The 26,054-nt window shown below is 68.9% G+C and carries 29 protein-coding genes and 3 tRNA genes; 12 read left to right on the top strand and 20 right to left on the bottom strand.

What is annotated here, in order from left to right:
- The first annotated feature begins 22 nt into the window (after positions 1-22).
- The gene (locus FIF60_RS14625) at positions 23-817 is read left to right on the top strand and encodes a potassium channel family protein (RefSeq protein ID WP_204251207.1); all 795 of its coding nucleotides are present in this window, start codon (positions 23-25) and stop codon (positions 815-817) included.
- 72 nt (positions 818-889) lie between these two features.
- On the opposite strand, the gene FIF60_RS14620 is transcribed toward FIF60_RS14625, so the two are convergent.
- Entirely contained in the window at positions 890-1,729 is an 840-nt protein-coding gene (locus FIF60_RS14620; RefSeq protein ID WP_158639227.1) for a penicillin-binding transpeptidase domain-containing protein, read from the bottom strand.
- A 191-nt stretch (positions 1,730-1,920) separates the two neighbouring features.
- On the opposite strand from FIF60_RS14620, the gene FIF60_RS14615 reads away from it, so the two are divergent.
- Entirely contained in the window at positions 1,921-2,373 is a 453-nt protein-coding gene (locus FIF60_RS14615; RefSeq protein WP_144186830.1) for a GNAT family N-acetyltransferase, read from the top strand.
- 192 nt (positions 2,374-2,565) lie between these two features.
- Here FIF60_RS14615 and FIF60_RS14610 read toward each other — a convergent pair whose 3' ends face one another.
- From FIF60_RS14610 to rplM, 10 genes are all read right to left on the bottom strand, one after another.
- A complete protein-coding gene (locus FIF60_RS14610; protein ID WP_144186829.1) occupies positions 2,566-4,839 on the bottom strand; it encodes a PAS domain S-box protein in 2,274 nt (757 codons plus the stop codon).
- A gap of 155 nt (positions 4,840-4,994) precedes the next feature.
- Positions 4,995-5,834: a glutathione S-transferase family protein gene (locus tag FIF60_RS14605; protein ID WP_204251206.1), complete on the bottom strand. Its 840-nt coding sequence runs from the start codon at positions 5,832-5,834 to the stop codon at positions 4,995-4,997.
- A gap of 41 nt (positions 5,835-5,875) precedes the next feature.
- Positions 5,876-5,952, bottom strand: a tRNA-Arg gene (locus FIF60_RS14600).
- Positions 5,953-5,977: 25 nt separating this feature from the next.
- Positions 5,978-6,286, bottom strand: a complete 309-nt coding sequence (locus FIF60_RS14595) for an ETC complex I subunit (RefSeq protein WP_144186828.1) — start codon at positions 6,284-6,286, stop codon at positions 5,978-5,980.
- Positions 6,287-6,329: 43 nt separating this feature from the next.
- Positions 6,330-6,406, bottom strand: a tRNA-Pro gene (locus tag FIF60_RS14590).
- An 85-nt stretch (positions 6,407-6,491) separates the two neighbouring features.
- Positions 6,492-7,040: a hypothetical protein gene (locus FIF60_RS14585; RefSeq protein WP_144186827.1), complete on the bottom strand. Its 549-nt coding sequence runs from the start codon at positions 7,038-7,040 to the stop codon at positions 6,492-6,494.
- A 10-nt stretch (positions 7,041-7,050) separates the two neighbouring features.
- Positions 7,051-7,611, bottom strand: a complete 561-nt coding sequence (locus FIF60_RS14580) for a gamma carbonic anhydrase family protein (protein WP_408869871.1) — start codon at positions 7,609-7,611, stop codon at positions 7,051-7,053.
- Positions 7,612-7,642: 31 nt separating this feature from the next.
- Positions 7,643-8,587 (bottom strand): N-acetyl-gamma-glutamyl-phosphate reductase, encoded by a 945-nt coding sequence (argC, locus tag FIF60_RS14575; RefSeq protein WP_144186825.1) that lies wholly within the window; start codon positions 8,585-8,587, stop codon positions 7,643-7,645.
- Between the two features lie 143 nt (positions 8,588-8,730).
- On the bottom strand, positions 8,731-9,219 hold the full coding sequence (gene rpsI, locus FIF60_RS14570) for a 30S ribosomal protein S9 (RefSeq protein ID WP_144186824.1): 489 nt from the start codon (positions 9,217-9,219) through the stop codon (positions 8,731-8,733).
- A gap of 2 nt (positions 9,220-9,221) precedes the next feature.
- Positions 9,222-9,683: a 50S ribosomal protein L13 gene (rplM, locus tag FIF60_RS14565; protein WP_144186823.1), complete on the bottom strand. Its 462-nt coding sequence runs from the start codon at positions 9,681-9,683 to the stop codon at positions 9,222-9,224.
- Positions 9,684-9,862: 179 nt separating this feature from the next.
- On the opposite strand from rplM, the gene FIF60_RS14560 reads away from it, so the two are divergent.
- From FIF60_RS14560 to FIF60_RS14550, 3 genes are read left to right on the top strand one after another with little or no spacing between them, the layout of a single operon-like run.
- Positions 9,863-11,584, top strand: a complete 1,722-nt coding sequence (locus FIF60_RS14560) for a dihydroxy-acid dehydratase (RefSeq protein ID WP_144186822.1) — start codon at positions 9,863-9,865, stop codon at positions 11,582-11,584.
- Between the two features lie 55 nt (positions 11,585-11,639).
- Positions 11,640-12,824, top strand: a complete 1,185-nt coding sequence (locus FIF60_RS14555; RefSeq protein WP_144186821.1) for a M20 aminoacylase family protein — start codon at positions 11,640-11,642, stop codon at positions 12,822-12,824.
- Positions 12,821-13,489 (top strand): DsbA family oxidoreductase, encoded by a 669-nt coding sequence (locus tag FIF60_RS14550; RefSeq protein WP_144186820.1) that lies wholly within the window; start codon positions 12,821-12,823, stop codon positions 13,487-13,489. Before FIF60_RS14555 ends, FIF60_RS14550 begins: the two co-directional genes overlap by 4 nt.
- A gap of 3 nt (positions 13,490-13,492) precedes the next feature.
- On the opposite strand, the gene FIF60_RS14545 is transcribed toward FIF60_RS14550, so the two are convergent.
- A complete protein-coding gene (locus tag FIF60_RS14545) occupies positions 13,493-14,149 on the bottom strand; it encodes a MarC family protein (RefSeq protein ID WP_239451643.1) in 657 nt (218 codons plus the stop codon).
- A gap of 133 nt (positions 14,150-14,282) precedes the next feature.
- Between FIF60_RS14545 and FIF60_RS14540 the strand changes: the two genes are divergently transcribed.
- On the top strand, positions 14,283-15,236 hold the full coding sequence (locus tag FIF60_RS14540; protein ID WP_144186819.1) for a calcium/sodium antiporter: 954 nt from the start codon (positions 14,283-14,285) through the stop codon (positions 15,234-15,236).
- Between the two features lie 343 nt (positions 15,237-15,579).
- Positions 15,580-16,374 (top strand): hypothetical protein, encoded by a 795-nt coding sequence (locus FIF60_RS14535; protein ID WP_144186818.1) that lies wholly within the window; start codon positions 15,580-15,582, stop codon positions 16,372-16,374.
- A 45-nt stretch (positions 16,375-16,419) separates the two neighbouring features.
- Here FIF60_RS14535 and FIF60_RS14530 read toward each other — a convergent pair whose 3' ends face one another.
- Positions 16,420-17,223, bottom strand: coding sequence for an aspartate dehydrogenase (locus tag FIF60_RS14530; RefSeq protein ID WP_144186817.1), 804 nt, complete (start codon positions 17,221-17,223; stop codon positions 16,420-16,422).
- A 53-nt stretch (positions 17,224-17,276) separates the two neighbouring features.
- On the opposite strand from FIF60_RS14530, the gene FIF60_RS14525 reads away from it, so the two are divergent.
- Positions 17,277-17,768: a hypothetical protein gene (locus FIF60_RS14525; protein WP_144186816.1), complete on the top strand. Its 492-nt coding sequence runs from the start codon at positions 17,277-17,279 to the stop codon at positions 17,766-17,768.
- Here the strand turns inward: FIF60_RS14525 and FIF60_RS14520 are convergent.
- From FIF60_RS14520 to FIF60_RS14500, 5 genes are all read right to left on the bottom strand, one after another.
- Positions 17,765-18,238, bottom strand: a complete 474-nt coding sequence (locus FIF60_RS14520) for an anthrone oxygenase family protein (protein WP_144186815.1) — start codon at positions 18,236-18,238, stop codon at positions 17,765-17,767. The two genes, FIF60_RS14525 and FIF60_RS14520, sit on opposite strands and share 4 nt — an antisense overlap.
- Before the next feature lie 13 nt (positions 18,239-18,251).
- Positions 18,252-19,037, bottom strand: coding sequence for an SDR family oxidoreductase (locus FIF60_RS14515; protein ID WP_144186814.1), 786 nt, complete (start codon positions 19,035-19,037; stop codon positions 18,252-18,254).
- A 118-nt stretch (positions 19,038-19,155) separates the two neighbouring features.
- Positions 19,156-20,097, bottom strand: coding sequence for a homocysteine S-methyltransferase family protein (locus FIF60_RS14510; RefSeq protein ID WP_144186813.1), 942 nt, complete (start codon positions 20,095-20,097; stop codon positions 19,156-19,158).
- Between the two features lie 169 nt (positions 20,098-20,266).
- Positions 20,267-20,341, bottom strand: a tRNA-His gene (locus FIF60_RS14505).
- A 33-nt stretch (positions 20,342-20,374) separates the two neighbouring features.
- Entirely contained in the window at positions 20,375-21,589 is a 1,215-nt protein-coding gene (locus tag FIF60_RS14500; RefSeq protein WP_144186812.1) for an aminotransferase, read from the bottom strand.
- Positions 21,590-21,878: 289 nt separating this feature from the next.
- On the opposite strand from FIF60_RS14500, the gene FIF60_RS14495 reads away from it, so the two are divergent.
- The 3 genes from FIF60_RS14495 (at position 21,879) to FIF60_RS21635 (ending at position 24,128) form a co-directional block, all read left to right on the top strand.
- Positions 21,879-22,217: a P-II family nitrogen regulator gene (locus FIF60_RS14495; RefSeq protein ID WP_144186811.1), complete on the top strand. Its 339-nt coding sequence runs from the start codon at positions 21,879-21,881 to the stop codon at positions 22,215-22,217.
- 152 nt (positions 22,218-22,369) lie between these two features.
- A complete protein-coding gene (gene glnA / locus FIF60_RS14490) occupies positions 22,370-23,788 on the top strand; it encodes a type I glutamate--ammonia ligase (protein ID WP_144186810.1) in 1,419 nt (472 codons plus the stop codon).
- 190 nt (positions 23,789-23,978) lie between these two features.
- Positions 23,979-24,128, top strand: coding sequence for a hypothetical protein (locus FIF60_RS21635; protein WP_158639226.1), 150 nt, complete (start codon positions 23,979-23,981; stop codon positions 24,126-24,128).
- On the opposite strand, the gene FIF60_RS22445 is transcribed toward FIF60_RS21635, so the two are convergent.
- On the bottom strand, positions 24,112-24,786 hold the full coding sequence (locus FIF60_RS22445; protein ID WP_239451642.1) for a hypothetical protein: 675 nt from the start codon (positions 24,784-24,786) through the stop codon (positions 24,112-24,114). The two genes, FIF60_RS21635 and FIF60_RS22445, sit on opposite strands and share 17 nt — an antisense overlap.
- Positions 24,787-25,053: 267 nt before the next feature.
- The gene (locus tag FIF60_RS14480; RefSeq protein ID WP_144186809.1) at positions 25,054-25,308 is read right to left on the bottom strand and encodes a hypothetical protein; all 255 of its coding nucleotides are present in this window, start codon (positions 25,306-25,308) and stop codon (positions 25,054-25,056) included.
- Between the two features lie 165 nt (positions 25,309-25,473).
- On the opposite strand from FIF60_RS14480, the gene FIF60_RS14475 reads away from it, so the two are divergent.
- The gene (locus FIF60_RS14475; RefSeq protein WP_144186808.1) at positions 25,474-26,037 is read left to right on the top strand and encodes a YceI family protein; all 564 of its coding nucleotides are present in this window, start codon (positions 25,474-25,476) and stop codon (positions 26,035-26,037) included.
- The last annotated feature ends 17 nt before the right edge of the window (positions 26,038-26,054 follow it).

The raw sequence follows: 26,054 nt of genomic DNA, 5'->3' as shown, positions 1-26,054 counted from the left end.
GGCGCCGGACGGGAGCGCAGCAATGGCCGGCCGCCCGGCCGACGAACCCGCGACGCTTCGGGCTCGGCTGCACCACCTCTATGCCGGCAACACGGAGGATGCGCGCCGCTTCCGCTACGGGGTGCTCGCCCTCGATCTCGCGACCATCACCTTCGTCATTGCGACTTCCTTCGTCGGGCGCAGCCGCACCATCGGCGTGATCGACATCGGTCTCGGCCTCGTCCTGCTGGCGGAGTTCGTCGGGCGGCTTCTCGCAAGCCGCAAGCCCATGCGCGAGGCGCTGACCCCCGCCTCGATCGCCGATGCGGTCGCGATCGCCTCGTTCCTCGCCCCGCTCGCAGGCTTCAGCCTCGGCTTCCTGCGGATCGCCCGTACTCTGAGGCTGCTGCATTCCTACCGCATGGCGGAGATGCTGAGGCAGGACTTCGCGTTCTTCCGGCGGAACGAGGACGCCGTGCTCGCCGGCATTCACCTCGTGGTGTTCGTCTTCATCATGACCGCGGTGGTGTACGAGACGCAGCACTTCACGAACCCGCACATCGTCAACTATGCCGATGCGCTCTACTTCACGGTCACGGCGCTGACGACGACCGGCTTCGGCGACATAACCCTTCCCGGCACGGCCGGGCGGCTCATCTCCGTCGCGATCATGATCGCGGGGGTGACGCTCTTCCTCCGCCTCGCCCAGACGCTGTTCCGGCCGCGCAAGGTGCGCTTCAGTTGCGGCGATTGCGGCCTCTCACGGCACGATGCCGATGCAGTGCACTGCAAGGCCTGCGGCGCGCTGCTCAACATCCCCGACGAGGGGCGCGAGTGACCCCGCGGTGGCCGAAGCAACGCCCGCAGCAACGGAAACCGATGCGGCAAGTCCACCCGATCGGATGTCACCCTAGGCGTCGACTGCGCCCCTCAGCGATCCGGCTTCGCGCAGCAGTCTGATCGAGGCCTCACGTCGGAAGCTGCGCAGCGCAGCGAAGGTCGGGGCGGTGGTGAACAGCGAGAATGTCACAGGCGCTGCTCCGTCACGCAGGACAAAGCCGCTGTACCATCCCTCGAACGCCCCGTCGAAACGCCCGGCCACGACCGGACCGGCGCCCGTCTTGCCGTGCAGCGAAGCGCCCTCGGCTCTCCCCGAGCCACTCGCCGCGGCGAGCGCATCGAGCGATGAACGGCTGACGCCGAGGTTGCCCGAAAGAAGTGCCGAGAGGAACTCCGCCTGTTCGCGCGGCGACACCATCAGCGTCCGGTTCAGCCAGAAATCATCGGAACCGTCCGGCACGACCGCGTTGCCATAGCGCCACCGCGCGAGGATGTCCCGATACCGCGCGGTGCCCACCTCACGCGCGAGATCGCGGAAGTACCACACGGCCGATCGTTCGAACGCCGTCCGCAGGGTCTGGTCCCTGCGCCAGTCATCTGGCCAGTAGCTGGCAGCCGGGTAGCGGACGCGGTCCCAGCGCCGATGCGAGTCGAGGTCCCGGGCGATTGCAGTCTCGAGCGCAATCAGGAGATTCGGGATCTTGAATGTCGACCATGGCGTGTGGCGGCTGTCCGTATCGCTGCCGGAAAGGACGATCTCCTCGCCCGAAGCGAGATCGCAGGCTATGAAGTGAACATCACGGCCGGCGAATTCGGGCTCGAGGCGCGTGCGGTCGATCACCCGCACGGGGAGCCGCTGTGCGCGCGCGACCGTCGCCGGGGCGATGGCAGCGGCCACGCCGGCCAGCACGATCCGGCGGGCAATCCGAGGGGAAACTGAGGTCATCCGGCTGCCTGTATGGCTGTGTGAATCCGAAGGCGGGCATCTATCCTCGCGCAGGTGGCCCAGCCAGATGGATCGGCGATGGGACTGACCTGCGTCGGCATCATGCGGGTTGCCACGTTGGGCGCTGGACGGCAGGGCAGTATGCCAGGTCCAGGATGAGCGAGCATTTCGCGCTGGTGATGTGTGATGCCGAGGGCCGGCCGGTGACGCCGTTCGGCCCTCTGCATCCAACGATCGTCGACTATTGCGCTGCCTCAGCGGCGCTGTTCGCCAGGCTCGGCTACGAACCCCCCTCTATCAGCTACGTTGCGGTGTCGGGATCGGCACCGGCGGTCGTCGGCGCCCTCGTCGGCCCGCCAAGCGATGGCCGGGTGGCGATCGCCTACTTCACGCTGGCTGATTTCGAGGGCAGAGGGATCGCGACGCTTACCGCGCGCCATCTGTGTGCGATTGCAGCCACCGCGAAACCGCCGCCGACGATCGTGGCAAAGACGCTGCCGGAGCCGAATGCGTCGACGCGCGTGCTCCCAAGATCGGGTTTTGCTCATGTCGGCGAGGTTCATGACGACAAGCCCGGCACGGCCTGGCTGTGGGAGCGCGTGCTGTAACGACGACAATGAACTCCATATGCTGCTCGCATGCCACCGGGTCGCCGGGGTGAACGACCCGGGCGGTTGCGGATGTGGAGCAGCATGAGCATTCATACCGAAACCGATGCAGCGCCCTCGCTGGAACGCATGGTGGGCTTGGGACGCAGGCCGGCAACCAGCCAAACGGTGCGTCGCCGAAGGCTACCTGCGCTACACGCGCGCGCGGAAAGAGGCCGCTCCGAGGCAATGGCCGAGCTTGCGGATGAGCTCCTCGGCCCTCAGCGGCTTGTCGAGATGCGGAGCAGCGGCGAAGGCAGCGGGGCGCTGCGCCATCCCGTAGCTCGAGACCGTGAGGAAGGGCGTTCCTCCCTCGAGCAGAAGCTCGGCGATCGGCTCGGCCGTCTCGCCGCCGAGATTCACGTCGAGAACAGCCGCGTCGCAGGGCTTCCGCTTCATCAGCGTCAGCGCCTGCAGGACCGAGGTCGCGGGCCCGACCACCTCGAAGCCGGCATCCTTGAGGATCTGCGCGATCTCGATGGCGATGAGCGCCTCGTCCTCCACGAGGAGGATGCGGCGGCCCGCACGATCCTCCCGCGGCGTGGCGAGGTCGACGGAGCCCAGCGCGATGGGCGGCATGTCGGCCGTCTCGAGCACCTTGTGTGCGGGGCAGATAAGGCGCCAGGAGAGGCCATCGGGGGCGAAGTCGAGCGCGATCTCGCCGCTGACGCTGATCGTCATCATGTCGTCGATCACGGTCGAGCCGAAGCCCCGGCGCAAAGGCGGCGAGACAGGCGGCCCGCCACGCTCCTCCCAGGACATCTGGAAGCGCGGCTCGCCCCGGGCCTCGGCGGTGAGCGACCAGTCGATGGCGACCGTTCCGGTGTCGTTCGACAGCGCACCGTACTTCGCCGCGTTCGTCGCAAGCTCGTGCAGGACGAGGCCGATCGCCTGCGCGGCGGCGGCGGTGATCTTCAGCGTCGGGCCAGAGATGCGGATGCGCTGGCCCAGCACGTCGCGGAAATGCCCGAGCTGCGAGCGGACGAGCTCGCCGATCGGCACGTCCTGCCAGCCGCTGTGGACCAGTACGTCCTGGCTCGAAGCAAGCGCGCGGATGCGCTCGCCGAAACGCTCCAGGAACGTTTCGGGGTCGCCATAGGCGGTCTGCCGGGCGATCGCCTCCACAAGCGTGAGCAGGTTCTTCGCGCGGTGGTTCACCTCGCGCATCAGGAGGCGCTCGCGCTCCTCGGCGCGCTTGCGCTCGGTGATGTCGTGCCCGATCTTCGAGGCGCCGATGATCGCGCCGGAACTGTCGAAGATGGGCGAGATCGTCACCGACATGTGCACGCGCCGACCGTCGCGGCAGAGGCGTATGGTCTCGTAGCTGCTCAGCTGCTCGCCCCGGCCGATGCGGCGGAGGATCTCGTCCTCCTCCTCCTGCCGGTCGGGTGGGATGAGGCGCCGGATCGACGTGCCGATCATCTCCGAGGCGGCGTAGCCGAAGATCTGCTCGGCCCCGGCGTTCCAGCTCTTGATCGTGCCGTCCATGTCCTTGGAGATGATCGCCTCGGCCGAAGAGGCGACGATGGCGGCAAGCCTCGCCTGCGCCTCCTCGGCACGCTTGCGCTCGGTGATGTCGGTGATCGAGGCGTAGAACACGCTCTCGACGCCGCCGATGAGCTGAAGCTGCACCGCGACGTTGTAGCGTGTGCCGTCCTTGCGCTCGTGCACGGTCTCGAACAGGAGGTGCGTCTTCTCCCCGCTCCGCAGCGGCTCGACCATCTCGTCGAACGTCTCGCGCGAGAAGCCCGGCTTGATGTGCCAGGGCGTGAGCCGGCGGAGCTCCTCCATCGAGTAGCCGAGATTCTCCCGCGCGCCCCGGTTCACGAGCTTAAAGAAATAGGTGTCGGGGTCGAACAGGTAGACCTCGCTGACCGAGTCCTCGACGATCCGCCCGAGCCGCTCGTTGATCGAGGCGGCAGACAGGCGCTCGAGCTCGGCCGCCGCGCGGCCGGCAAAGACCTCGACGATCTCCGAGATCTGCCCCGGGCGCGTCATCGGCTTGTCATCGATCACCGCGAGCAGGCCGAGCACCTCCCCCGAGGCGGAACGCAGCGGCGCGCCGACATAGCTCTCGGCGCCCATCTCGCGAAGCATCGTGTCAGCCGGGAAGAGATCGGCGATGCCCGCGGCATAGCGGCAGGTTCCCTGGCCGATGATGTTCGCGCAGGGCGTGTCGGCGAGGTCGTACTCGAGGTTCGGCATCGGCCCGCGATCCCAGGCCGCGACGGTGCGCACCCTGTTTCGATCGAGCGGGTGGAGCGTGCACAGCAGCACGCAGCGCACCGACAGCGCCTGCGACAGTGCCTCGACCAGCGCGGGGAAGAACGCCTCGCCGACGACGCTCGAGCAGAGGGCGAGCTTCTGCTGCGCCAGGTCGTCGCCCGAGCGCTGGCCCTCAGGTTCAGGCTCTCGCGGACGCTTCATTTCGACTTGTTCCTAACGGTCCCGCAACAGCGTAGCGTTTCGGCGCGCATGCGACAATCCAGGCACCGTCGACGGTGCCCCAGCAGGCTCGCGCGCGCCATAGTCCGCAACGCCGACGTCCCGCCTGACGTGTTGGCACGGGCTCGATCCAGGCCTCAACATTGCGCCTGAATCCGGGCCGCGTCCGCCGCATCGAAGTACGCCACCTGATCGCTGATGGCCTTCTGGAAGGCAGGACGGCTGCACCCGCGCGCGACATAGGCTTTCATGGCGCCGAATCCGTCAAGCTCACCCCGGTCGCCCGGGATACGTAGGACGTCGGACATGGCGATGTCGGCAACCGTGAAGCGCGAGCCCGCCAGCCACTCCCGCCTCTTCAACACCTCGTCCAGCCGTTCGAAGCGCTGCTTCATCCAGCCTGCAAGGGGATTCTCCGCCGGCCTGGACAGGCTGATGTACCACCAGGGCACCGTGACCATCTCGACCGAGTTCAGCGCGGCGAAGAGCCACTGATGGGTGTCCGCCTTGCCCTGCGGATCCCGCGGCATCAGCACCTCGCTCTTTTCGGCCAGATGGAGAAGGCAAGCACCGCTCTCGAAGACCCGGACGTCGCCATCGTCGAGGAACGGAACCTGGGCAAACGGTTGTCGGGCGAGGTGATCCGAGGACCTGTCACCGAAGGGGACCGAAGCGACTGAATATTCGATTGCTGCTTCCTCGAGGGCCCAGCGAAGCCTCAGATCGCGCACGTAGCCGCGCGGACCTTTCGGCACCCAGTCGAACGTCCAGATCCTCACCTGTCCGGGCATCGTGCCTTCTCCCGTATCGCGTCGATCGAGAATAACGGGCGCGTCGCCCGGGATCGACACGCGGAGACCCGGGCGCGAAGCGATGCATCGGTTGACGGGCTCGCCTGCGTCGTCGGCCAGCGCGAGCGCCCTGCAAGCCGGAACGCCGTTGCGACGACACGCCGGGACCGAGAAGCCACTTCGCATCGTTAGATGCCTTTTCGAGCGCAAGCGCTGCTCGTCCAGCGTGGCGCGCCCTGGTGGATTCGAACCACCGACCCACAGCTTAGAAGGCTGTTGCTCTATCCAACTGAGCTAAGGGCGCCCGAACACAGCACGGCGCGGGCGAGCTAGTGCGTCCAGTTCTCGCCGCGGCCGTAGCGGAAATTGTCGGCATAGGCCTTCGGCTTCAGCACCGGCCGATGCTCCGGCTCCACCACGTACTCGATGCCGTTGGCCCGGGCATAGGCCTCAGCCGCCTCGAGCGTCGGGAAATGCAGGCGCACCTGGCTCGCCACCGTGTCGCCGGAGCCGATCCAGCCCATCAGCGGGTCGGCGCGTCTCGGTTCGGAGGGGGCGAAGACGAGAAGCCACTCCTGCGTCTTGGCGCGGCCCGACTGCATGGCCGATTTCGAGGGCCTCAGGATTCTTGCCCGCATCGCGTCCGTTCCGTCCTTCACTCCACGCGCGGCCCTGGGGCTCTGGTCGGGGCGGCCGGATTCGAACCGACGACCTACTGGTCCCAAACCAGTCGCGCTACCAGGCTGCGCTACGCCCCGACCGTACAACCCATGGCCCGCTCGCGGCGCGGCCAGCCACGGGGCGGAACCTAAGGGCGGCGCACGGCAGAGGCAAGCGCGCCGCTCAGCGCATCGGCCCCCGTTCGCGCTCGAGCAGCGCGCGCAGCTCCCGCAAGCCCCGCACCGCCTGCTGCGGCACGACGAGGGAGGCAAGCGCCTGGCGCGGCACCTCGGGCGGCTGGCGGAACACGGGCGCGGCAAGCGCGGTGCGCGCCCCAGCCTCGTCGCCACGCCGCAGCGCCTCCGTCACGGCCCAGAGCGCATCGATCACCCGCTGCGGCTCTGCATCGCCGAGGATGCCCGCGGCAGCGCGCAGATGCGGCCTGCCCTCCCGCATCAGCCGCGCCGGGTTCTGGTCAGACAGCCGGCCGTTGCCGGCATCGGCCGCAGCGTACTCGTAGAGCAGCACCGCGTGGGCGGCATCGGCCTGCTTGCCCGCGAGGTCCTGCGGGCGCATGGCAAGGGCGAAGGAGGCAAGCTCCGTCGCCTGCCAGAGCGGATCGCCGGTGCCACGCAGCGCGCCGACGGGGATGACCACATTCTCCACCGGAAGCCCCCCTCCGTCGCAGGAAGCGAGCGCGAGCGCCCCGAGAACGAAGCCGCGTCGCTTCACCGCGTCGCGCTCACTCCGCCGCGCCGCGCAGGGCGGCCCCGCGCAGTGCCGCGTACTCTGTGCGGTACTCTGCGCCGAGCTCGGCATAGTGCGGCGCGGTCTTGGCGAAGAACGCGTCCTTCTCCTCGAGCTTCCGCATGAACGCGGCCGGAGAGCCGGCCCAGAGCTCGCCTGCCTTGATCACCTTGTTCGGCGTCAGAACCGCGCCGGCGGCGAGCATGCCTGTTTCCTCGATCGTCGCGCCGTCGAGCACGATCGCGCCCATGCCGACGAAGGCACGGTCCTTCAGCGTGCAGGCATGGATGATCGCCATGTGGCCGACCGTGACGTCGTCACCGATGATGCAGGCATGCGTGGCGCGGTTCACATGCAGGATCGAGCCGTCCTGGATGTTGGTGCGGGCGCCGATGCGAACGTGGTTCACGTCGCCGCGGATCACGCAGTGGAACCAGATATTGGCCCCCTCGCCGATCTCCACGTCGCCGATGATCGCGGCGGTCGGCGCGATCCAGGCGCTGGGGTGAACCTTTGGCATCTTGCCGCGATAGGGATAGAGTGGCCCCTGCATCATCGATCTCCCGGAAAGTGGTCTTGTCGCCCGCTCACGCCGCGAGCGCGTCCTGGCCCTGGTCGAGCCCGAGCATCAGGGCGAGGTTCTGCACCGCCGCGCCCGAGGCGCCCTTGCCGAGGTTGTCGAGCCGCGCGACGAGCACGGCCTGGCGCTTGCCGGCATGGCCGAACACGCGAAGCTCGAGCTTGTTGGTGCCGTTCAGCTCCTCGGGCGCGATCTTCGCCTGCCCGGCGGTCGGGATCACGCTCACCCAGGCGCTCTTGCCGTAGCGTGCGGCGAGTGTCGCCTCGATGTCGGCGGCCGTCACGTTGCCCGGCAGCGTGTCGAGATGAAGCGGGATCGAGACAAGCATGCCCTGCCGGAAATTGCCGACGGAGGGAACGAAGATCGGCGTCCGGGTCAGCCCCGTATGGGCAACGAGCTCCGGCAGGTGCTTGTGCTCCAGCCCGAGCGCGTAGAGCTCGAAGGGCGGAGCCGACCCGCTTTCGTAGGCGGCGATCATGCTCTTGCCGCCGCCCGTGAACCCCGAGACGGCGTTGATCGTCACCGGATGGTCGCGCGGGACGATGCCGGCATCGACAAGCGGGCGCAGGAGCGCGATCGCGCCGGTCGGGTAGCAGCCCGGGTTGGAGACGCGACGGGCGGTGCGCACCGCCTGTTCCTGCTCGGCCGAAAGTTCGGGGAAGCCGTAGACCCAGCCCGGCGCCACGCGATGCGCCGTCGAGGCATCGAGGATCCGCGGGCCGCCCCCTGGCAGCGCATCGGCCATCGCGACGGCCTCCTTCGCTGCGTCGTCCGGCAAACACAGCACGGCGAGGTCGGCCGCGGCGAGCGCCTCGGCGCGGGCGGCGGGGTCCTTGCGCCGCTCGGGCGGGATCTGGACCAGGGAGATGTCGCGTCGGCCCTCGAGGCGCTCGCGGATCAGCAGGCCCGTCGTGCCCGCCTCGCCGTCGATGAACACCTTCTGCTGAGCCATCGGATCCTCCTGTCGCCGCCACCACGCGGCCATCCGCCACTTTCCTCGTGGCACGGCTGGAAAAGCAAGGGGGCGGGACCAAGCGGCCCCGCCCCCGAAACAATGCTGCCCTGCACCCTGGATCGGCGCGGGGGCGACGCCGATCAGCGCTTCGAGAACTGGAAGCTGCGTCGTGCCTTGGCGCGGCCGTACTTCTTCCGCTCGACAACGCGCGGGTCGCGCGTGAGGAACCCTGCGGCCTTGAGGATACGGCGAAGGTCCGGCTCGTAGTTCACCAGCGCCCGCGACAGCCCGTGGCGCAGCGCGCCGGCCTGGCCCGAGAGCCCGCCGCCGACGACCGTGCAGTACACGTCGAACTGGTTGTACCGGTCGGTCACCAGGAAGGGCTGGGCGATCAGCATCCGCAGCACTGGGCGGGCGAAATACTGCTCGGCGGACTTGCCGTTGACCTCGATCTTGCCCTTGCCGGGCATCACCCACACGCGGGCCACGGCGTCCTTGCGCCGTCCGGTGGCGTAGGAGCGGCCCTGGGCGTCGCGCTTCGGCTCGCGCTTGGCGGCCTCCTCGGCCGCGCCGGGAACGCCGGCGAGGTCCTTCAGGTCAGCGAGCGACTTGACGGTATCGGCTGCCATGCTCAGGCCACCTTGTTCTTGCGGTTCATGGAGGCGATGTCGAGCGCCTTGGGCTGCTGCCCGTCATGCGGATGGGCCGAGCCCGCATAGACATGCAGGTTCCGCATCTGCTGCCGGCCGAGCGGGCCGCGAGTGATCATCCGCTCGACCGCCTTCTCGATCACCCGCTCGGGGTGCTTGCCGCCGAGGATCTGGCCCTGGGTGCGGCCCTTGACGCCGCCGGGATAGCCCGTGTGCCAGTAGAAGACCGACTGGGCGGCCTTGTTGCCCGTCACCTTCACCTTCTCGGCGTTGACGATCACGACATGGTCGCCGCAATCGACATGCGGGGTGAAGGTGGGCTTGTGCTTGCCGCGGAGGCGGTTGGCGACCAGCGAAGCGAGACGGCCGAGAACCAGGCCCTCCGCGTCGATGATCCACCAGTCCTTCTTCACTTCGGACGGCTTGATCGAGACGGTCTTCATCGTATTCCGATCCTGTCGCGCCGGGACCGCCCCGGCGTCGCGAGCGCGGAGTGATACGGAGAGGCCGCCGCGAGGTCAAGGAATATGTCGGTTTCCGTGATGCGGTACCGCAATACCGTCGACCTTTCCCGCCCCCTCACGAGCCCCTAGCCTGCGTCTCGGAACGGAGAGGGAAACGCATGACGGATGACCCGAAGGGCCTGGCCCGCAACGCCTCGAACTACGGCGACCGCGACTTCGCCCTCTATCTCCGCCGCTCCTTCATGCTCTCGATGGGCTGGTCGCGCGAGGCGCTGAAGCGCCCGACCGTAGGCATCTGCGACACGGGCTCCGGGCTGAACAACTGCCACCGGCACTTCCCCGAGCTCGTCCGCGCGGCGGAGCGGGGCATCCTCGCCTCGGGCGGGCTGCCGCTGCAGTTCCCGACCGTCAGCGTCTGCGAGCCCTCTCTCACCCCCTGCTCGATGTACTACCGCAACCTCGCGGCCATCGACACGGAGGAGATGATGCGCGCCCAGCCGCTCGACGCGGTGGTGCTGCTCGGCGGCTGCGACAAGACGGTGCCGGCCCAGCTCATGGCGGCGGTCTCATCAAACGTCCCCTGCGTGCTGGTCGTCGGCGGGCCGATGATGGCGATGCGCTTCGAGGGCGAGCGGCTCTCGGCCTGCACCGATTGCCGACGCTTCTGGGCGCGGTTCCGGGCGGGCGACGTCGATGCCGCGCGGATCGAGCGGGTCGAGGGCAACCTCGCCACAACGGCCGGCTCCTGCGGCGTGATGGGCACGGCTTCGACCATGGCCTGCATCGCAGAGACGCTCGGCTTCACCCTGCCAGGCACCGCCGCCATCCCGGCCGTGCATGCCGACCGCATGCGCGCGGCGGAAGCTTCCGGGGCGCTCGCCGTGCGGCTCGCCACCGAGGGCAGGATCGTCCGCCCGCGCGACCTCGTGACGCCGGAGAGCGTCGAGAACGCGCTGCGGGTGCTGCTTGCGCTCGGCGGCTCGACCAACGCGATCGTCCACCTCGCCGCCATTGCCGGCCGGGCCGGCATCACGCTCGACCTCACCCGGCTCAACGCGCTGTCGGACGAAACGCCCGTTTTGGTCGACCTCAAGCCCACGGGCCAGGGCTACATGGAGGATTTCCATGCCGCCGGCGCGATGGGCGCGGTTCTGCGCCAGCTCCGCCCCCTCCTCCACCTCGACGTGCCGACCGTGACGGGAGAGACGCTGCGCGACAGGCTCGACCGCGAGGAGGGCGCCTTCGCGGACCATGCGGTGATCCGCCCCGCTTCCGATCCGATCTCGCCCGTCGGCGGGCTCGTCGCGCTGTTCGGCTCGCTCAGCCCGCGCGGGGCCATCCTCAAGCGCTCGGCCGCGGATGCGACGCTGTTCGAGAAGGAGGCGCGCGCGGTGGTGTTCTCCTCGCTCCCCGACATGGCGGAGCGGATCGACCGCGACGACCTCGACGTGACGGCGGACGATATCCTCGTGCTGCAGAACGCCGGGCCCAAGGGCGGATACGGCATGCCGGAGGCAGGCTACCTGCCCATCCCGAAGAAGCTCGCGCGAGCCGGCGTGAAGGACATGGTGCGCGTCTCGGATGCGCGGATGTCGGGCACCGCCTTCGGCACGATCGTGCTGCATGTCGCCCCAGAGGCGGCCGAGGGCGGCCCGCTCGCCCTCGTCCGCACGGGAGATCGCATCCGCCTCTCGGTGAAGGAGCGGCGGATCGACCTCCTGGTGGCAGAGGACGAGCTGGCCCGCCGCCGGCAGGCCTGGACGCCCCCCGCCCCTGCCCTCCGCGGCTGGGACAAGCTCTGGCAGCGCGAGGTGCTCCAGGCGCCCGAGGGGGTGGATTTCGCCTTCCTCCGGCCCGAAGGAACCTGGGAAGGCCGTTGACCCGGGCGGGCCAAGCCCCGACATCGACGCCAGACACACGAGGAGACCGCCCCGGATGCCGATCCACAACCGCATCGCCGAGTTCCACCCGGACATGACCGAGTGGCGGCGCGACATCCACGCCCATCCGGAGCTCGCCTTCGAGGAGAAGCGCACCGCGGCGCTGGTGGCGGAGAAGCTGAAGGCTTTCGGGGTGGACGAGATCCACACCGGCATCGCCAAGACCGGCGTGGTCGGCGTCATCCGCGGGTCCGAGCCCGGCGCGGGCGCGATCGGGCTGCGTGCCGACATGGACGCGCTGCCCATCCTCGAGGAGACGGGCAAGCCCTATGCCTCGACGAATCCCGGCGTGATGCATGCCTGCGGCCATGACGGGCACACGACGATGCTTCTCGGCGCGGCGCGATACCTCGCCGAGACGCGGAACTTCGCGGGCACCGTCTATCTCTTCTTCCAGCCGGCCGAGGAGTTCGGCGGCGGCGCGGAGGTGATGATCAAGGAAGGCCTGTTCGACCGTTTCCCGGCCGACCGCGTGTTCGGCCTGCACAACTGGCCCGGTATCCCCGCCGGCACCTTCGCCTGGCGGAACGGCCCGGTGATGGCGGCGGTGGGCGGCATCGACATCGCCATCACCGGCAAGGGCGCGCATGGGGCGATGCCGAACCAGGGCATCGACCCGGTGCTGATCGGCGCGCATGTGATCACCGCGCTGCAGGGGATCGTCTCGCGCAACCTCGACCCGGTGGATTCGGGCGTGGTGTCGATCACCTGGCTCGAGGGCGGCTTCGCCTACAATGTCATCCCCGAGACTGTGAAGCTGCGCGGCACGGCACGCTGGTTCACCAGGGAGGCGGGAGACCTGATCGAGAAGCGGGTGATCGAGACGGCAGAGGGTATCGCGAGGGCCTTCGGCGCGACGGCGGAGGTGCAGTTCCGTCGCGCCTATCCGGCGACGGTCAACGAGGTCGAGAGCACAGCGCTCGCACGCGCCGCGGCCATCGCCGTGCAGGGCGAGCAGCGCGTGGCCGAGATGCCGCGCCCGACGATGGGGGGCGAGGATTTCGCTTTCATGCTCGAGAAGAAGCCCGGCGCCTACCTGATGCTCGGCGGCGGCCGGGGGGGCGACGACGCTTCCGTCCACCACCCGAAGTTCGACTTCAACGACGAGATCCTGCCGGTCGGCGCGAGCTGGTTCGCCACGCTCGCCGAGCAGCTCCTGCCGCGGAAGGACGCCGCATGACGTTGAAGCTCACCGTCGTCTCCGACGCGATCTGCCCCTGGTGCCGGATCGGCAAGAAGCGGCTCGACGATGCGCTCGCGATGCTTGCCGAGACCGACCCCGGGCTCCGGTTCGAGCTAGCCTTCTTCCCCTTCATGCTGAACCCCGACATGCCCGATGAGGGGGTCGAGCGCGCGGCCTACCGGGCGGCCAAGTTCGGCAGCCTCGAGCGCTCGCGCGAACTCGATGCGCAGGTGAAGGAAGCCGGCGCCGCCGCCGGGCTCGACTTCCGGCTCGATGCGATTGCGCGCACGCCGAACACCACCAACGCACACCGCCTCTCCCGCTTCGCCGCGGAGGCAGGACGGCAGCCTGCGGTGATGGAGGCGATCTTCCGTGCCTACTTCCACGCGGGGCGCGACATCGGCGACGTCGCGGTTCTGGCCGACATCGCCGGCGAGGCGGGCATGGACCGCGGCGCGGTGGCCGAGCGGCTTGCGGGATCGGAGGCGCAGGACGAGGTTCGCGCCGAGGCCGCCGCGGCGAGCCGGGCCGGCATCAACGGCGTGCCGACCTTCGTGCTCAACCGCCACATCCTGTTCTCCGGCGCGCAGGCGCCCGACACGATCGCAGAGGCGCTTCGCACCGCCGCACGCCACCCGGCCATTCTCGCAGCCGCCGAGTGACGATCAGCCGATTGGCGGTGAGGCGAGGATGGCCCGCACCCCGTCGAGGGTGATCTGGGCGGCGAGCGCCGCCACCACCACGCCTAGGACGCGACCGATCACGTTCGTGCCCGTTTCACCGAGGAGGCGCACGAGGGTCTTGGCCGCAAGCAGCGAGGCGAGCGTGATACCGAGCGCCACGGCGAGGGCAGCGGCGAGCGCGGCAAGCAGCGCCGGGTCGTCCCCCGCCCTGCCGCGCAGCAGGACCATCGTCGTCATCGCTCCCGGCCCGGCGATCAGGGGAATGGCAAGCGGGAAGACGGTGATGTCGCTCTCCTGCGCCTCGGCCTCCCGCGTCTCGCGTTCGGTCGTTCGGCGCAGACCGCTATCGCGGACCATCACCATGTCCGTGGCGAGAAGGAACAGCAGGATCCCGCCGGCCACCTGAAAGGCGGGCAAGGTCACACCCATCGCCCGCATCAGCCACTCGCCGGCGATCGCGAAACCCGCGAGCACGCCGAAGGAGATCGCCGCGGCCCGCACTGCCTGGTCACGACGTTCCGTGTCCGTGTCGCGCGGCGTGATGGCGATGAAGATCGCCGCCGTGCCGGGAGGATCGAAGATCACCAGCAGGGCGACGAGGGCATAGAGGAACGCGTCGAGCATGCGCGAGCGTGCCATGCCGAGGCCACGAGCCGCAGCCTTGAATCCGTGACGCCGCGGCGCCACCTGCCGCCCAGCCCGGGGTTCGGGCCCCTCTGGCGGGATGGTCCCGCGATGTCGAGCCCTTGTCGGCCTCCATGGAGGGTTCGGCATGGATCTCGTGTGGCTCGCGGCTGGTCTCGGCCTTCTCGTTCTGGGCGCGGAAGGCCTCGTACGCGGCGGCGTCGGCCTCGCGCGCCGCCTCGGCGTCTCGCCGCTTCTCGTCGGCGTCACCGTCGTCGCCTGGGGCACCTCGACGCCCGAGCTCGTGGTCTCCGTCGAGGCGGCGATGAAAGGGCTCGGCGGCATCGCGGTCGGCAACATCGTCGGCTCGAACATCGCGAACATCCTGCTCATCCTCGCGCTCGCCGCCGTCATCTCGCCGATCGCGGTGCGGCCGGAGGCGATCCGCCGCGATGGCGCGTTCGTGCTCGGTGCGGCGCTTCTGTTCATCGCCATCGCTCTCTCGACCGACAGGCTGACCTGGTGGCACGGCGTGCTCTGCCTCGCCCTGCTCGCGGCGACGGCCGTGATCACCTACCTCCAGGAGCGGCAGGGTGGCACTGCCTCCGGCGCGCTGCATGCGGCAGAGGCGGAGGAGGTCCAGGCCGTGCCGCTGAACCCCGCGCTTGCCGCTGCGATGGTGGTGGGCGGCATCGGCCTGCTCGTGCTCGGCGGCGACCTGATGATCGGCGCGGCGGTCAACATCGCGCGCGCGTTCGGGGTATCCGAGGTCGTGATCGGGCTCACGCTCATCGCCGTCGGCACCTCGCTTCCCGAGCTCGTGACCAGCGTGATCGCGGCGATCCGTCGCCATTCCGACATCGCGCTCGGCAACATCCTCGGCTCGAACATCTACAACATCCTCGGCATCCTCGGCGTGTCGTCGCTGATCGCGCCGACAGCGATCCCGGCAGAGATCGCGCGCACGGAGATGTGGGTGATGCTCGGCGCGACCGCCCTGCTCGCACCGGCGATGCTCACGGGCCGCATCGGCCGCGGCCTTGGGCTCGCGATGCTCGCGGCCTATGCGGCCTATGTCGCGCGGCTCGTGGCGATGGCCTGAGCCGCGCGCGCGAGCGCAGGAGCGAATTCATGCAGCGGGATTGATGGCGCTCAAGACCCGCGAGAATCCTCGCTTGCGGCGCTTCGCGGCCTACATCATGTTACGAAAAAGAGATGGAATTCCGAGCGCTCGGAGATACGCTACCGGGCCCGCAATCGATCGTGTCGAACGACAACCGGCGGGGGACCAATGTTGGCTACGTCATCTCAGCCGCACGGCGAGACCCCGCCGCAAATCATGGTCCTTCAACGCCACGTCGACCGGCCGCTGAGCCGCGCAGGCACTCCGTTGTAGCCACGCAATCATGCCGGGATGAGCACCACGTTCTGGAAGGATTGGTACCATGACCAAAAGCATGCTACTCCCCGCCGCCGCCACCGCGGCTCTCCTCGCCGGAATGTCCGCGCACGCCGTGCCGGCCTACACCTTCTCCACGCCCGACTTCGCTCTTCCGGCCTTTTCGGGAACCGGGCTCGTCGGCAGCGTCTGGGCCGATGTCCTGATGCCCTCCGCTCTTGGCGACCGCACCATTACCTGGGCCAAGACCTACATGGCCGGGAACACGCCCAACGCCGTGTTCGCCTCCAGTTCGGTCGACTATCCGCAGGGCTCGTCCAACGTGGTGCTCGACCAGACGACGACGATCGCCGACTTCCTCGGCACCGACGGCGCATCGCTTTCGCCGCCGCTCGGTATGACGGTGCTCGCGAGACGTGTTGACGGGCTTACCTACGGCACAGCGATGCGCTTCACCGGATACTACAGGGTCGATGCGCCAGGGGCGGTCCTGTTCAACATCGGTTCCGACGACGGTGCGGACATCATCATCCAGGGCACGCAGGTCGCCGTGAATGTGCCGCCGGCAGGCGGCATCAATCCGTTCGCGACACTGCCGAGCCCTGTCGAGGTGCAATTCGACACGGCCGGGCTCTACGCGCTCACGATCAACTGGTTCGATGGCGAACCGACCCAGGCGGGCATCGCGTTCGGCACCGGTGCGGACAACGCGGTGATCCCTCAGGCATTGCTCTACCAGACCCCGATCCCGGAGCCGGGATCGCTGTTGGTTCTCGCCTTCGGCATGCTCGCACTGCTCGTGGCGTCGTCCACCGGCATGCGGCACCGCCTAGACTGGTGAACGGCAAGCCGGCCTGCGCCATGGGCGGCGCAGGCCGGCGAAGGCTCAGGTTCCCACCTTCAGCGTCGCCGTCAGCCCGCGCAGGCAGGCGAGAAGCGACAGTGGCGTGATCTTCCCGGTGCGTGGATTTTCTTCTGACGGAACGTTCTCGATCGTCATCGTCAGCCGCACCGTGTCGGCCTCGACCTTCACCGTGTGGGTGTTGCGCGTCACCGTCGGGTCGGCCCAGATCTCGAGCCGCGTACGGTCCGGCCCGATGCCTGCGAGCGCCAGCGCTGCCGCGACGTTCACGTTCGCCGGGAAGCCCTTCGCGCCCTCGCGGGCGGAGCCGTCGAAGATCTTCGTCGGCGTCGTGATGGTGGCGACGTCGATGCCCTTCTCCTCGAGATACGGCGCGCCGGCGAGGCCGCGCGGCGGCTTGCGCGTGACGAGGGTGACGCTCTCGACATTCCCCTCGGCGGCTGCCCGCACCGCATCGAGCCCGAGCAGCGCGCCCGTCGGCACGATGATGCGCCCGCCCGTCTCGCGCGCGCGCTCGACGAGGTGCATGCGCGGCAGGAGCGCGCCGACGGAGGAGACGACCGCGATGCGCCCGGCCTCGACGGCAGGCGAGACGATCGCCTCGAACACGGAAGCAGGCGCCGCCTCCACCACCACGTCGGCGAGACCGGCGAGGCTGCCGATGTCGGTCACCACCGGCGGGGCCTTGAACCCGGCGACGGCGGCCTTCGCCTTCTCCTGGTCGCGCGCCGCGACGGCGACGAGCCTGAGCCCCTCCACCCCCGCATCGAGCGCCTTCGCCAGTCTGAGGCCGATCGCACCGAGACCGGCAATCCCCACCGTCAACATCGCTTAACCCTTTTCGCCTAACACACTGGAAGGTGCAGAGCCGGAGCGAGGCCATGTCCCCCCACATCCAAGCGCTGAGCCCAGCCGATCGGGTGGTCGCCTTCCTCGATCTCGTCAAGTCCCTCCGCTGGCCGGCGGTGGCGGTGTTCGTGCTCGTCCTCGTGCAGGTGCCGCTGCACGGCGTACTCGGCCTGGTTCCGGGCCTCGACGTCGCGCCGCGCACGGTCCTGGCGGGACATCTACCGGTGCGCGTCGACGAGCAGGGGCTTCCGGCGGCGAACGACGAGGTGGTGCATGCCGTGCGCGCGATGGACGGCGACCTGCTGCGCATCTTCCTCGACATGGACCAGACGGCCGTCTACTGCGGCTCGCTCGACGCCGAGTACCGAGCGGGGCTTCGGCGGCTCGCGCATCTGAACCTTGTTGAGCCCCGCTATGAGCCGCAGCGCGGCGGGGACTGCGCGCAGAACACGGTGATGACCGAGCAGGGCAAGCGTGTGCAGACCTACCTGATCAGCCTGATGGTGAGCCTGCTGAAGGGCTAGGCGCGCGCCACGAGGCTCGCCAGGAACAGCGCGAGCGACACCATGCCCCCGACCGCGCGGACGTGGTTCCACGCCGTCCATCGCTTCAGGTAGTGGGCCCACAGGGCGGCACCCTCCGGCGCGCCCGCATCCGCCGCTGCCAGCGCCTGGTTCATCGGCACGTTCGCGGCAACGGTGACGCCGATGATCGCGGCGAGATAGACGCTGCCGCCCGCGATGGCGAGCCAGGTCGGCGCGCCTTCCGGCCAGACGACCCCCGAGACGATGATGGCCAGGCTCAACGCCGCGGTGCCGAAGAAGAGCGCGAAGAAGTGCGGGCTCAACACCACAACGTTGATCGTCTGCATCGCCTTCATCGCCCCGGGCGGATCGAGGCGGCGGAGAGACGGCATGACGAGGCCCGAGAAGGCGTAGAAGAAGCCCCCCATGGTCCCCGCACCGATCGCGGCGAGCAGAACCAGCGGCGTCATCCGCGCCCTCGCGTCACACCACGGGGGTCCTGCCCCCATCGACGTTGATGGCCGTGCCCGTCACGTAGCCGCCCTCCTCCGAGCACAGGAAGCAGGCGAGGCTCGCGAACTCCTCCGCCCGCCCGATGCGCCCGAGGGGGATGCGCGCGCCCTGCTCCGCCGCCCACTCGTCCCAGGAGATGCCGCGATTGTCGGCCGCGTGGCGGCGCTTCCACTGGCCGCTCTCGATCATGCCGACGAGAAGGGCGTTGACGAGGATGTTGTCGGGCGCGCCTTCGTTGGCCAGGACCTTGGTGAGCGCCATGCCGGCGGCGCGCGAGACGGCGGTGGGGCAGCCCTCCGCGGGTGGGGCCTTGGTGCCGGTGTTCAGCACGTTGATCACCCTGCCCCAGCGCCGCGCGCGCATGCCGGGGAACGCAAGACGGGTGAGGCGGATCGCGGCGAACAGCTTGAGGTCGAGATCGGCCTGCCAGACCGCATCGGTGATCGTCTCGAAGGGGCCGCGAACGGAGGTGCCGGCGTTGTTGACGAGGATGTCGGTGCCGCCGAGCGCGGCTTCCGCCGCGGCGAAGCCAGCTGCGACCTCCTCGGCCTTCGAGACGTCGCACGGGATGGCCACCGCCGTCGTGCCCTTCGCTTCGGCGCGCACCGCCTCCGCCGCCTCCTCGAGCGGGCCGGGCCGGCGGGCGAGCAGCGCGACCGAAGCGCCGGAGGCAGCGAAGCGCTTCGCCATGGCGAGGCCGAGCCCGTCGGAGGCGCCGGTGATCAGGGCGCGGCGACCGGCGAGTGAGATCTGCATGGGTTCGGAATCCTCCCGCTGAGCGCGGGGAGTGGGACACGGCGCGGGCAGCGATGCAATGGGGCCCGCCCTGCCTTCGCGTGGCGGATCTTTCCTGCAGACTTCGCGGCCGCTTTGGTCAGACGGCGCGGCAGGTCAACCCGATCTTCTCGGCGTGGCGATGATCCGAACCGCAGCAGCCACCAATTACGCAGAACTGGCGATGCTGCCGGCGCAGCGCGCCGAGCAGCGCCGCAAGTTCATCGGGGTCGCCGTCCTCGAGCGTCGTCGACTCATTGAGCTCCGCATGGCTCTTCGGCGACGGATTGGCGCGAAGCCCGCCGAGCCGCGCAATCCACGCCCCCTCCGCCTCGAGCGCCGGCGCGACGTGCGACGGGTGGGCGCAGTTGACCATGTAGTGGACGGGAGAGGAGCCGGTCGCCGCATCGGTTGCGAGGATCGCTTCATGAAGCGGCGTGCCATCCGGAAGGCGGCCGTCCGTCTCGACGGTGAAGGACACGACCGCAGGCATCCCCACCTTGGCGGCAGCACGCGCGATGCCAATCGCTTCCCCGGCATGCGTCATCGTCTGGGCCATGACCAGGTCGGCCCCTGCCTCGGCATAGCGGCGTATCTGGGGCGCGTGGTAGGCCTCGGAGGTCGCCCCGTCCATCGTCTCGGCGGCGGAATAGCCGTCGCCGCGCGGGCCGATCGCGCCGTTGATCACGATGGGTCTGTCGGGTGCCTGCCAGGCAGCGCGGACGGCCGACAGCAGTGCGACGCCGTCGGCGATGATCCTCGCGAGGTCGGCCGTGCCGTAGCCGAGCTTCGCCGCCCATTCCGGGCTCGCGCGGAAGGTCGGCGTGTCGAGGATGCAGCCTGCACCGCTTCGCGCGGAGGCCGCGCCGTAGCTGTCGTAGTAGCGGCGGAGCGCCGCCCTGCCCTCGGCCGTGTCGAGCAGCGGGAAAGCGGCGAAGTGCGGAAGGTCGAACCCCTCGTGGAAGATGAGGGTGGTTTCCAGTCCGCCATCGGTGACGAGCAGCTTGCCGGAGAGCTGCGGCAGGGCGTTGCGATGCTGCATGGTGCTGGCCTCCATTGCGCCACGGGCAAGGCAAGGCAGTGTGTTCGGGGCAGTCTATCCATTACGATGCAGCAACACAAGCCGGGGCGCGGACCCGGAACCGCGTCGGCACGCCGGATCGGCGGAGGAGCTGCGAGCGGGATTGGCGCAGAGCAGGAAAGGGCGGAGGTGGGGCGACCTACGGGGATCGAACCCGTGGCATCCTGGACCACAACCAGGCGCTCTACCGCTGAGCTAAGGCCGCCGCACGAAGGCCGCTCCCATACGCCGCCGTGGCTTATGCCGTCAACGCCCTGCCCGCGCCCTCTGCCCCGCGCGCGGCGAAGGCAGCCTCCATGCGGGCGAGCGCGAGGTCGAGCGTCGCGTCGTGCTTGCAGAAGGCGAAGCGGGCGTAGTGCCGCGGCGCGGCCGCGGCATCGGCCCCGGACTCGGAATAGAAGGCGCTGACGGGGATGGCCGTGACCTTCGCCGTCTCGGTCAGCCACCGGCAGAAGGCGACATCGTCCCCGGCGAAGCCGAGGGGCCGGAAATCGGCCGAGACGAAGTAGCTGCCGCGTGTCTCGAGCACCCCGAAGCCGAGGCGCGCGAGCCCGTCCGACAGCCTGTCCCGCTTGGCCTGGAGGCCCGCCGCGAGACCCTCGAAGTAGGCATCCGGCTTGGCGAGGCCGACCGCCACGGCACGCTGCAGGTTCGGCGGGGTGGTGAAGGTGAGAAGCTGGTGCGCCTTGGCCACGATCGCGGCAAGCTTCGGCGGCGCGGTGACGTAGCCGACCTTCCAGCCTGTGAGGCTGAAGGTCTTGCCCGCAGAGCCGATGCGCATGCAGCGCTCGCGCATCCCCGGCAGGCTCATCAGCGGGATGTGCCGCCAGCCATCGAAGGTCAGGTGCTCGTACACCTCGTCGCACACGGCGTAGGCGTCGTGCTTCTGCAGGAGCTCGGCGATGAAGGCGAGCTCGGCCGCGGTGAACACCTTCGAGCAGGGGTTCTGCGGCGAGTTCATCAGGATCGCCTTGGTGCGCGGCCCGAAGGCGGCGGCGAGCTCGGCGCGCGGCAGCTCCCATTTCGGCGGCTCGAGGCGCACGAGCTTCGGCACCGCGCCGAGCATCTTCACCACAGGCAGGTAGGTGTCGTAGAGCGGCTCGATCAGCACGACCTCGTCGCCCGGGTCGAGCACCGCCATCAGCGAGGCGGTGATCGCCTCCGTGGCACCCGAGGTGACGACGACCTCCGTGGCAGGATCGGCCTCGATGCCCCAGAAGCGCCGGTTCGCGGCGGCGACGGCGGCCCGAAGCTCCGGCACGCCCGTGAGCGGCGGGTACTGGTTGCGCCCGTCGAGCAGCGCATCGGCTGCGGCCTTGACCACGTCGGCTGGGCCGTCGGCGTCTGGGAAGCCCTGGCCGAGATTGACCGCGCCATGCTCGAGCGCGAGCGCACTCATCACGGTGAAGATCGTTGTTCCGGTATTGGCGAGCAGCGTATTCGGCGCCTTCATGGACCCTTTGCTTCCCCCGCGGCTTGGCGAACGCGGCGGACTATGGGGTTGCGGCGCGGGTTGCGCAACGGCGCGCCGCCGCACGCTGCTGCAAAAGTCGGCAGATGCACGAAAAAGCGGCGGGGCACGTGGCGCCTCGGCGCACCAGGCCATGCCCCGCCGCGCCGCACCCGCACTTGAAGCTCTGGCACATCCCGTGCAAGTTCCGCGCGCCGTAAGGACCGGGGGCCGCACTGCGGCACGTACGGCAGAGCGGCAGGTGAGGAACATCCCGGATCGTGACGCGCCAATGAAGAAAATCGAGGCCATCATCAAGCCGTTCAAGCTCGACGAGGTGAAGGAGGCGCTCCACGAAGTGGGGCTCCAGGGCATCACCGTGATCGAGGCGAAGGGGTTCGGGCGCCAGAAGGGCCACACCGAGCTCTATCGCGGCGCCGAATACGTCGTCGACTTCCTGCCGAAGGTGAAGATCGAGGTCGTCTGCGACGACGCGCTGGTCGACCGCGCGGTCGAGGCGATCATGAACGCCGCCCGCACCGGCCGCATCGGCGACGGCAAGATCTTCATCACCACCGTCGAGGAAGCGATCCGCATCCGCACCGGGGAACGCGGGGAGGACGCGATCTAGTCGCGATCCCGCCCACCAGCTTTCCGCCTCCCGCGCCCCGCGCCGGCGGGGCGGGCCGCCCGGCCGGCGGCAGAGTAGAGAGGCCATCCATCCGCCCTCCCCGCCCGGGGACGGCGCGCCTGCAACGACCTGAGAGAATAGGAAGGGGAACCATGGCTCCGAAGCCCGAAGTGAAGAAGGTGCTCGACATGCTCAAGGAGCACTCCGTCGAGTACGTCGATCTCCGCTTCACCGATCCGCGCGGCAAGTGGCAGCACACCGCCCAGCACGTCTCGACGATCGACGAGGACGTGTTCACCGATGGCATCATGTTCGACGGCTCCTCGATCGCCGGCTGGAAGGCGATCAACGAGAGCGACATGATCCTGATGCCGGACGCGAGCTCGGCCGTCATGGACCCGTTCGCGGCCAAGCCGTCGATGATCCTCTTCTGCGACATCGTCGAGCCCTCGACCGGCCAGGCCTACACGCGCGACCCCCGGTCGACCGCGAAGAAGGCCGAGGCGTACCTCGCCTCGACCGGCATCGGCGACACTGCCTATTTCGGCCCCGAGGCCGAGTTCTTCATCTTCGACAACGTGAAGTTCGGTACGGGCGGCACCTACGGCATCTACCAGCTCGACAGCATCGAGGGGCCCCAGGCCAGCCTGAAGGACTACCCCGAGGGCAACATGGGCCACCGCCCGTCGGTGAAGGGCGGCTACTTCCCCGTGCCGCCCGTCGACAGCGAGAGTGACCTTCGCGCCGAGATGCTCTCGACCATGGGCGAGATGGGCGTGATCATCGAGAAGCACCACCACGAGGTGGCGCAGAGCCAGCATGAGCTCGGCACCAAGTTCGGCCCGCTCGTGCGGCAGGCCGACCACATGCAGATCTACAAGTACGTGATCCACAACGTCGCGCACAGCTACGGGAAGACCGCGACGTTCATGCCGAAGCCGGTCTATGGCGACAACGGCTCGGGCATGCACGTGCACCAGTCGATCTGGAAGAAGGGCAAGCCCCTCTTCGCCGGCAACGGCTACGCCGACCTCTCCGAGAGCGCGCTCTACTACATCGGCGGCATCATCAAGCACGCCAAGGCGCTGAACGCCTTCACCAACCCCTCGACCAACTCCTACAAGCGCCTGATCCCCGGCTTCGAGGCCCCCGTGCTGCTCGCATACTCGGCGCGCAACCGCTCCGCCTCCTGCCGCATCCCGTACGCGACGAACCCGAAGGCAAAGCGCGTTGAGGTCCGCTTCCCCGACCCGACGGCGAACCCATACCTCGCCTTCGCTGCCATGCTGATGGCCGGCCTCGACGGCATCCAGAACCGCATCCACCCGGGTGAGGCGATGGACAAGGACCTCTACGACCTGCCGCCCGAGGAGCTGAAGGGCATCCCGACGGTGTGCGGCTCGCTCCGCGAGGCGCTGCAGTCGCTCGAGGCCGACCACGACTTCCTGCTGAAGGGAGACGTGTTCAACAAGGACCAGATCGAGAGCTACATCGACCTGAAGTGGACCGAGGTGTACCGCTTCGAGCACACCCCGCACCCGGTCGAGTTCGAGATGTACTACTCCGTCTGAGGCGGCCCCGCCGCCGGGGTCAGGGCCGGTCCGCTTGTTGGCGGACCGGCGATTGCGCCCGATCAGCGTACCGACAACGCGAAGGCCCGCAGTGATGCGGGCCTTCTGCGTTTCAGGACGCCCGCGTGTGCGCCGGCGCGCTTGCCGCGCGCGACCCTCCCACCCCACCTCTGGCAAGGGGCACGGAGGCATGACCATGACCCGCCACGACCTGTCCTTCGCCGCGATCCTGATTGAGGAAGACCGCAGGGCCTGCGTCCGTCAGTTCGCCGCTGGCCGGTTCTTCATCTCGGCGCGGGCGCGGCAGGCCGATCGCAGATGCCTCACTCTACATCAGTAGCGTCGCCTTCGAGCGCGACTGCCACGTCCTGTCGATGGGGAGCGCCGACAGCTACCGCCTGATCCGATGCCGCCGGCGGCGCGCCGCCGCAGCCGCGAGGCCGAGCAGGCCCGGCACCGAAGAGGACCGCCGAAGCAGGCTCCGGGACTGGCTCAGGGTCGGTCGGTGCGGTTATCTGAATAGTGAAGCTATCTGCGGCGGCGCCTGAGCCCCAGGTCCAGGTGAACGTGCCCGGTGTCAGCCCCAGCGTCGTGTAGTCATGGTCAGCGAACGTCATGCTAGCGGACAACGGGGTCCCCGAAGCGTAGCCGACTGGCACGAACAGGGCGGAGAAAGAAGGCTGAATTCCAACTGGGTCCCCCGAGCTTGCAGTGGGAACGAAGTTGGAGACCGTCTTGAACGTGGCCGGTCCGGTGATGCCCGTGTAGGCGTCAACAGGAGAGGAAACGCTCAACAGGAAGCTGGAGCCAAGACCGCGATTGCCAGTGACGGTCCCAAAAAAAGAAAGGCCGCCAAGGTTGAGCGTTCCGCTGCCGGTAAACACAACGTCGGAACCCTGCTCAACGACGGTGAAGGTGAAGGCCGCATCAGCGCGCGGGACCGCAGCGAGGGTGGCAATTGCGAACGCAGCCGCGCCAATCATCCGCCTGACCGACATGAAGAAACCTCCTGATCGTTCCGAAAAATTCGGACAGCAAGAACCAGGCCGCCAGAATACCATATGAAAAATCAATAGGTTAGCTCTTAAGCGGTCGATGATCGTTGCGTTATGTAAAGTTTACCGACTGCCGTGTGCAACTCGCGACACCCGACGCACCCCGGAACAATGCCTGGCGGTCCGGTCACGCCGGCCGACCGGCTGTCCGACCGCCCAGATATGCGAAGGCCCGCCAAAAGACGGGCCATTTGCGTTTGCTTCTTGTCGTCAGACGAGTTCCCTCACCCGCTCCTCGTGTGGCGCGGGCGCGGCCAATGGCCGGGGAACCAGGCATTCGGGCAAAGGCTTGTTCGGCAGCGGCTTTCTGTCGCCGCCCATCGGCGAGGGCGGCGGCGCGTTCCGTTCCTGACGCTCGGGCGGCTTCGGATAGTGTCGAAGCGACCAGAGCTGGTAGAGCGCGATCGCGAGGATCGGCCCCTTCACCAGGAGGAAGTTCAGCATCACGAAGGTGCCGCCATCCATCGCCCGTCTCCGTCCCGGCTCGAGGCTGATCCTCCCCCTGTGTAGCGCAGCGACGGCGCGGAGGTGAACACCGCGCCGCTCCGTCCCCGCACCCTCACGCATCGGTGCGCGGCCGCGCTGCCGCGCCGGTGCTACGCTGCCGAGGCCGGTGGACAGGGGCTTAGGATGCGCCGCCTCATTCCGCTTCTCCTCATCCTACCGCTTGCCGCAGGCGCTGCGCCGGAAAGCGATCGGCTTGCCGTGTCCGCCTCCGCCCCCCACACGCTCGAGGTCACGCCCTCCTGCTGCAGCATCGGCTTCACCGCCTATGCGCTCGGCATCTTTCCCCTGGAAGGCCGGTTCGCCGCGTTCTCGGGCAGGATCGTGCTCGACCCGAAGGGCAGCCGGGCCGAGGTGGAGATCGACGCCGCGAGCCTGATGCTCGATGGCGGGCCGATCGAGAACGACGTGAAATCCATGGGCTTTCTCGACGTCGCCCACCACCGCGCGATCACCTTCCATGCAGGGCGTATCGTGAAGGCGAGCGACACTGCGGCCGAGACGGAGACGCTGCAGGGCGAGCTCACCATCAAGGGCGTCACCCACCCCGTCCGCCTCACCCTCGCGCGCGAGGACGGCATGGTGCGGGCCGAGGCGCGCATCAGCCGCAGCGCCTGGGGCATCACCGCGCGGCCGTTTCTCGCCGGAGACACCGTCGCGATCCGCGTCATCGCGCCTCTGCCGCGCTGACCGCGCAGCGAGGCGGT

This window comes from Elioraea rosea, assembly GCF_007644105.1.
Taxonomy (GTDB): Bacteria; Pseudomonadota; Alphaproteobacteria; order Acetobacterales; family Acetobacteraceae; genus Elioraea_A; species Elioraea_A rosea.
The sequence above is the reverse complement of the archived record's forward strand: the minus strand, read 5'-3'. Positions and strand labels throughout refer to the sequence as shown.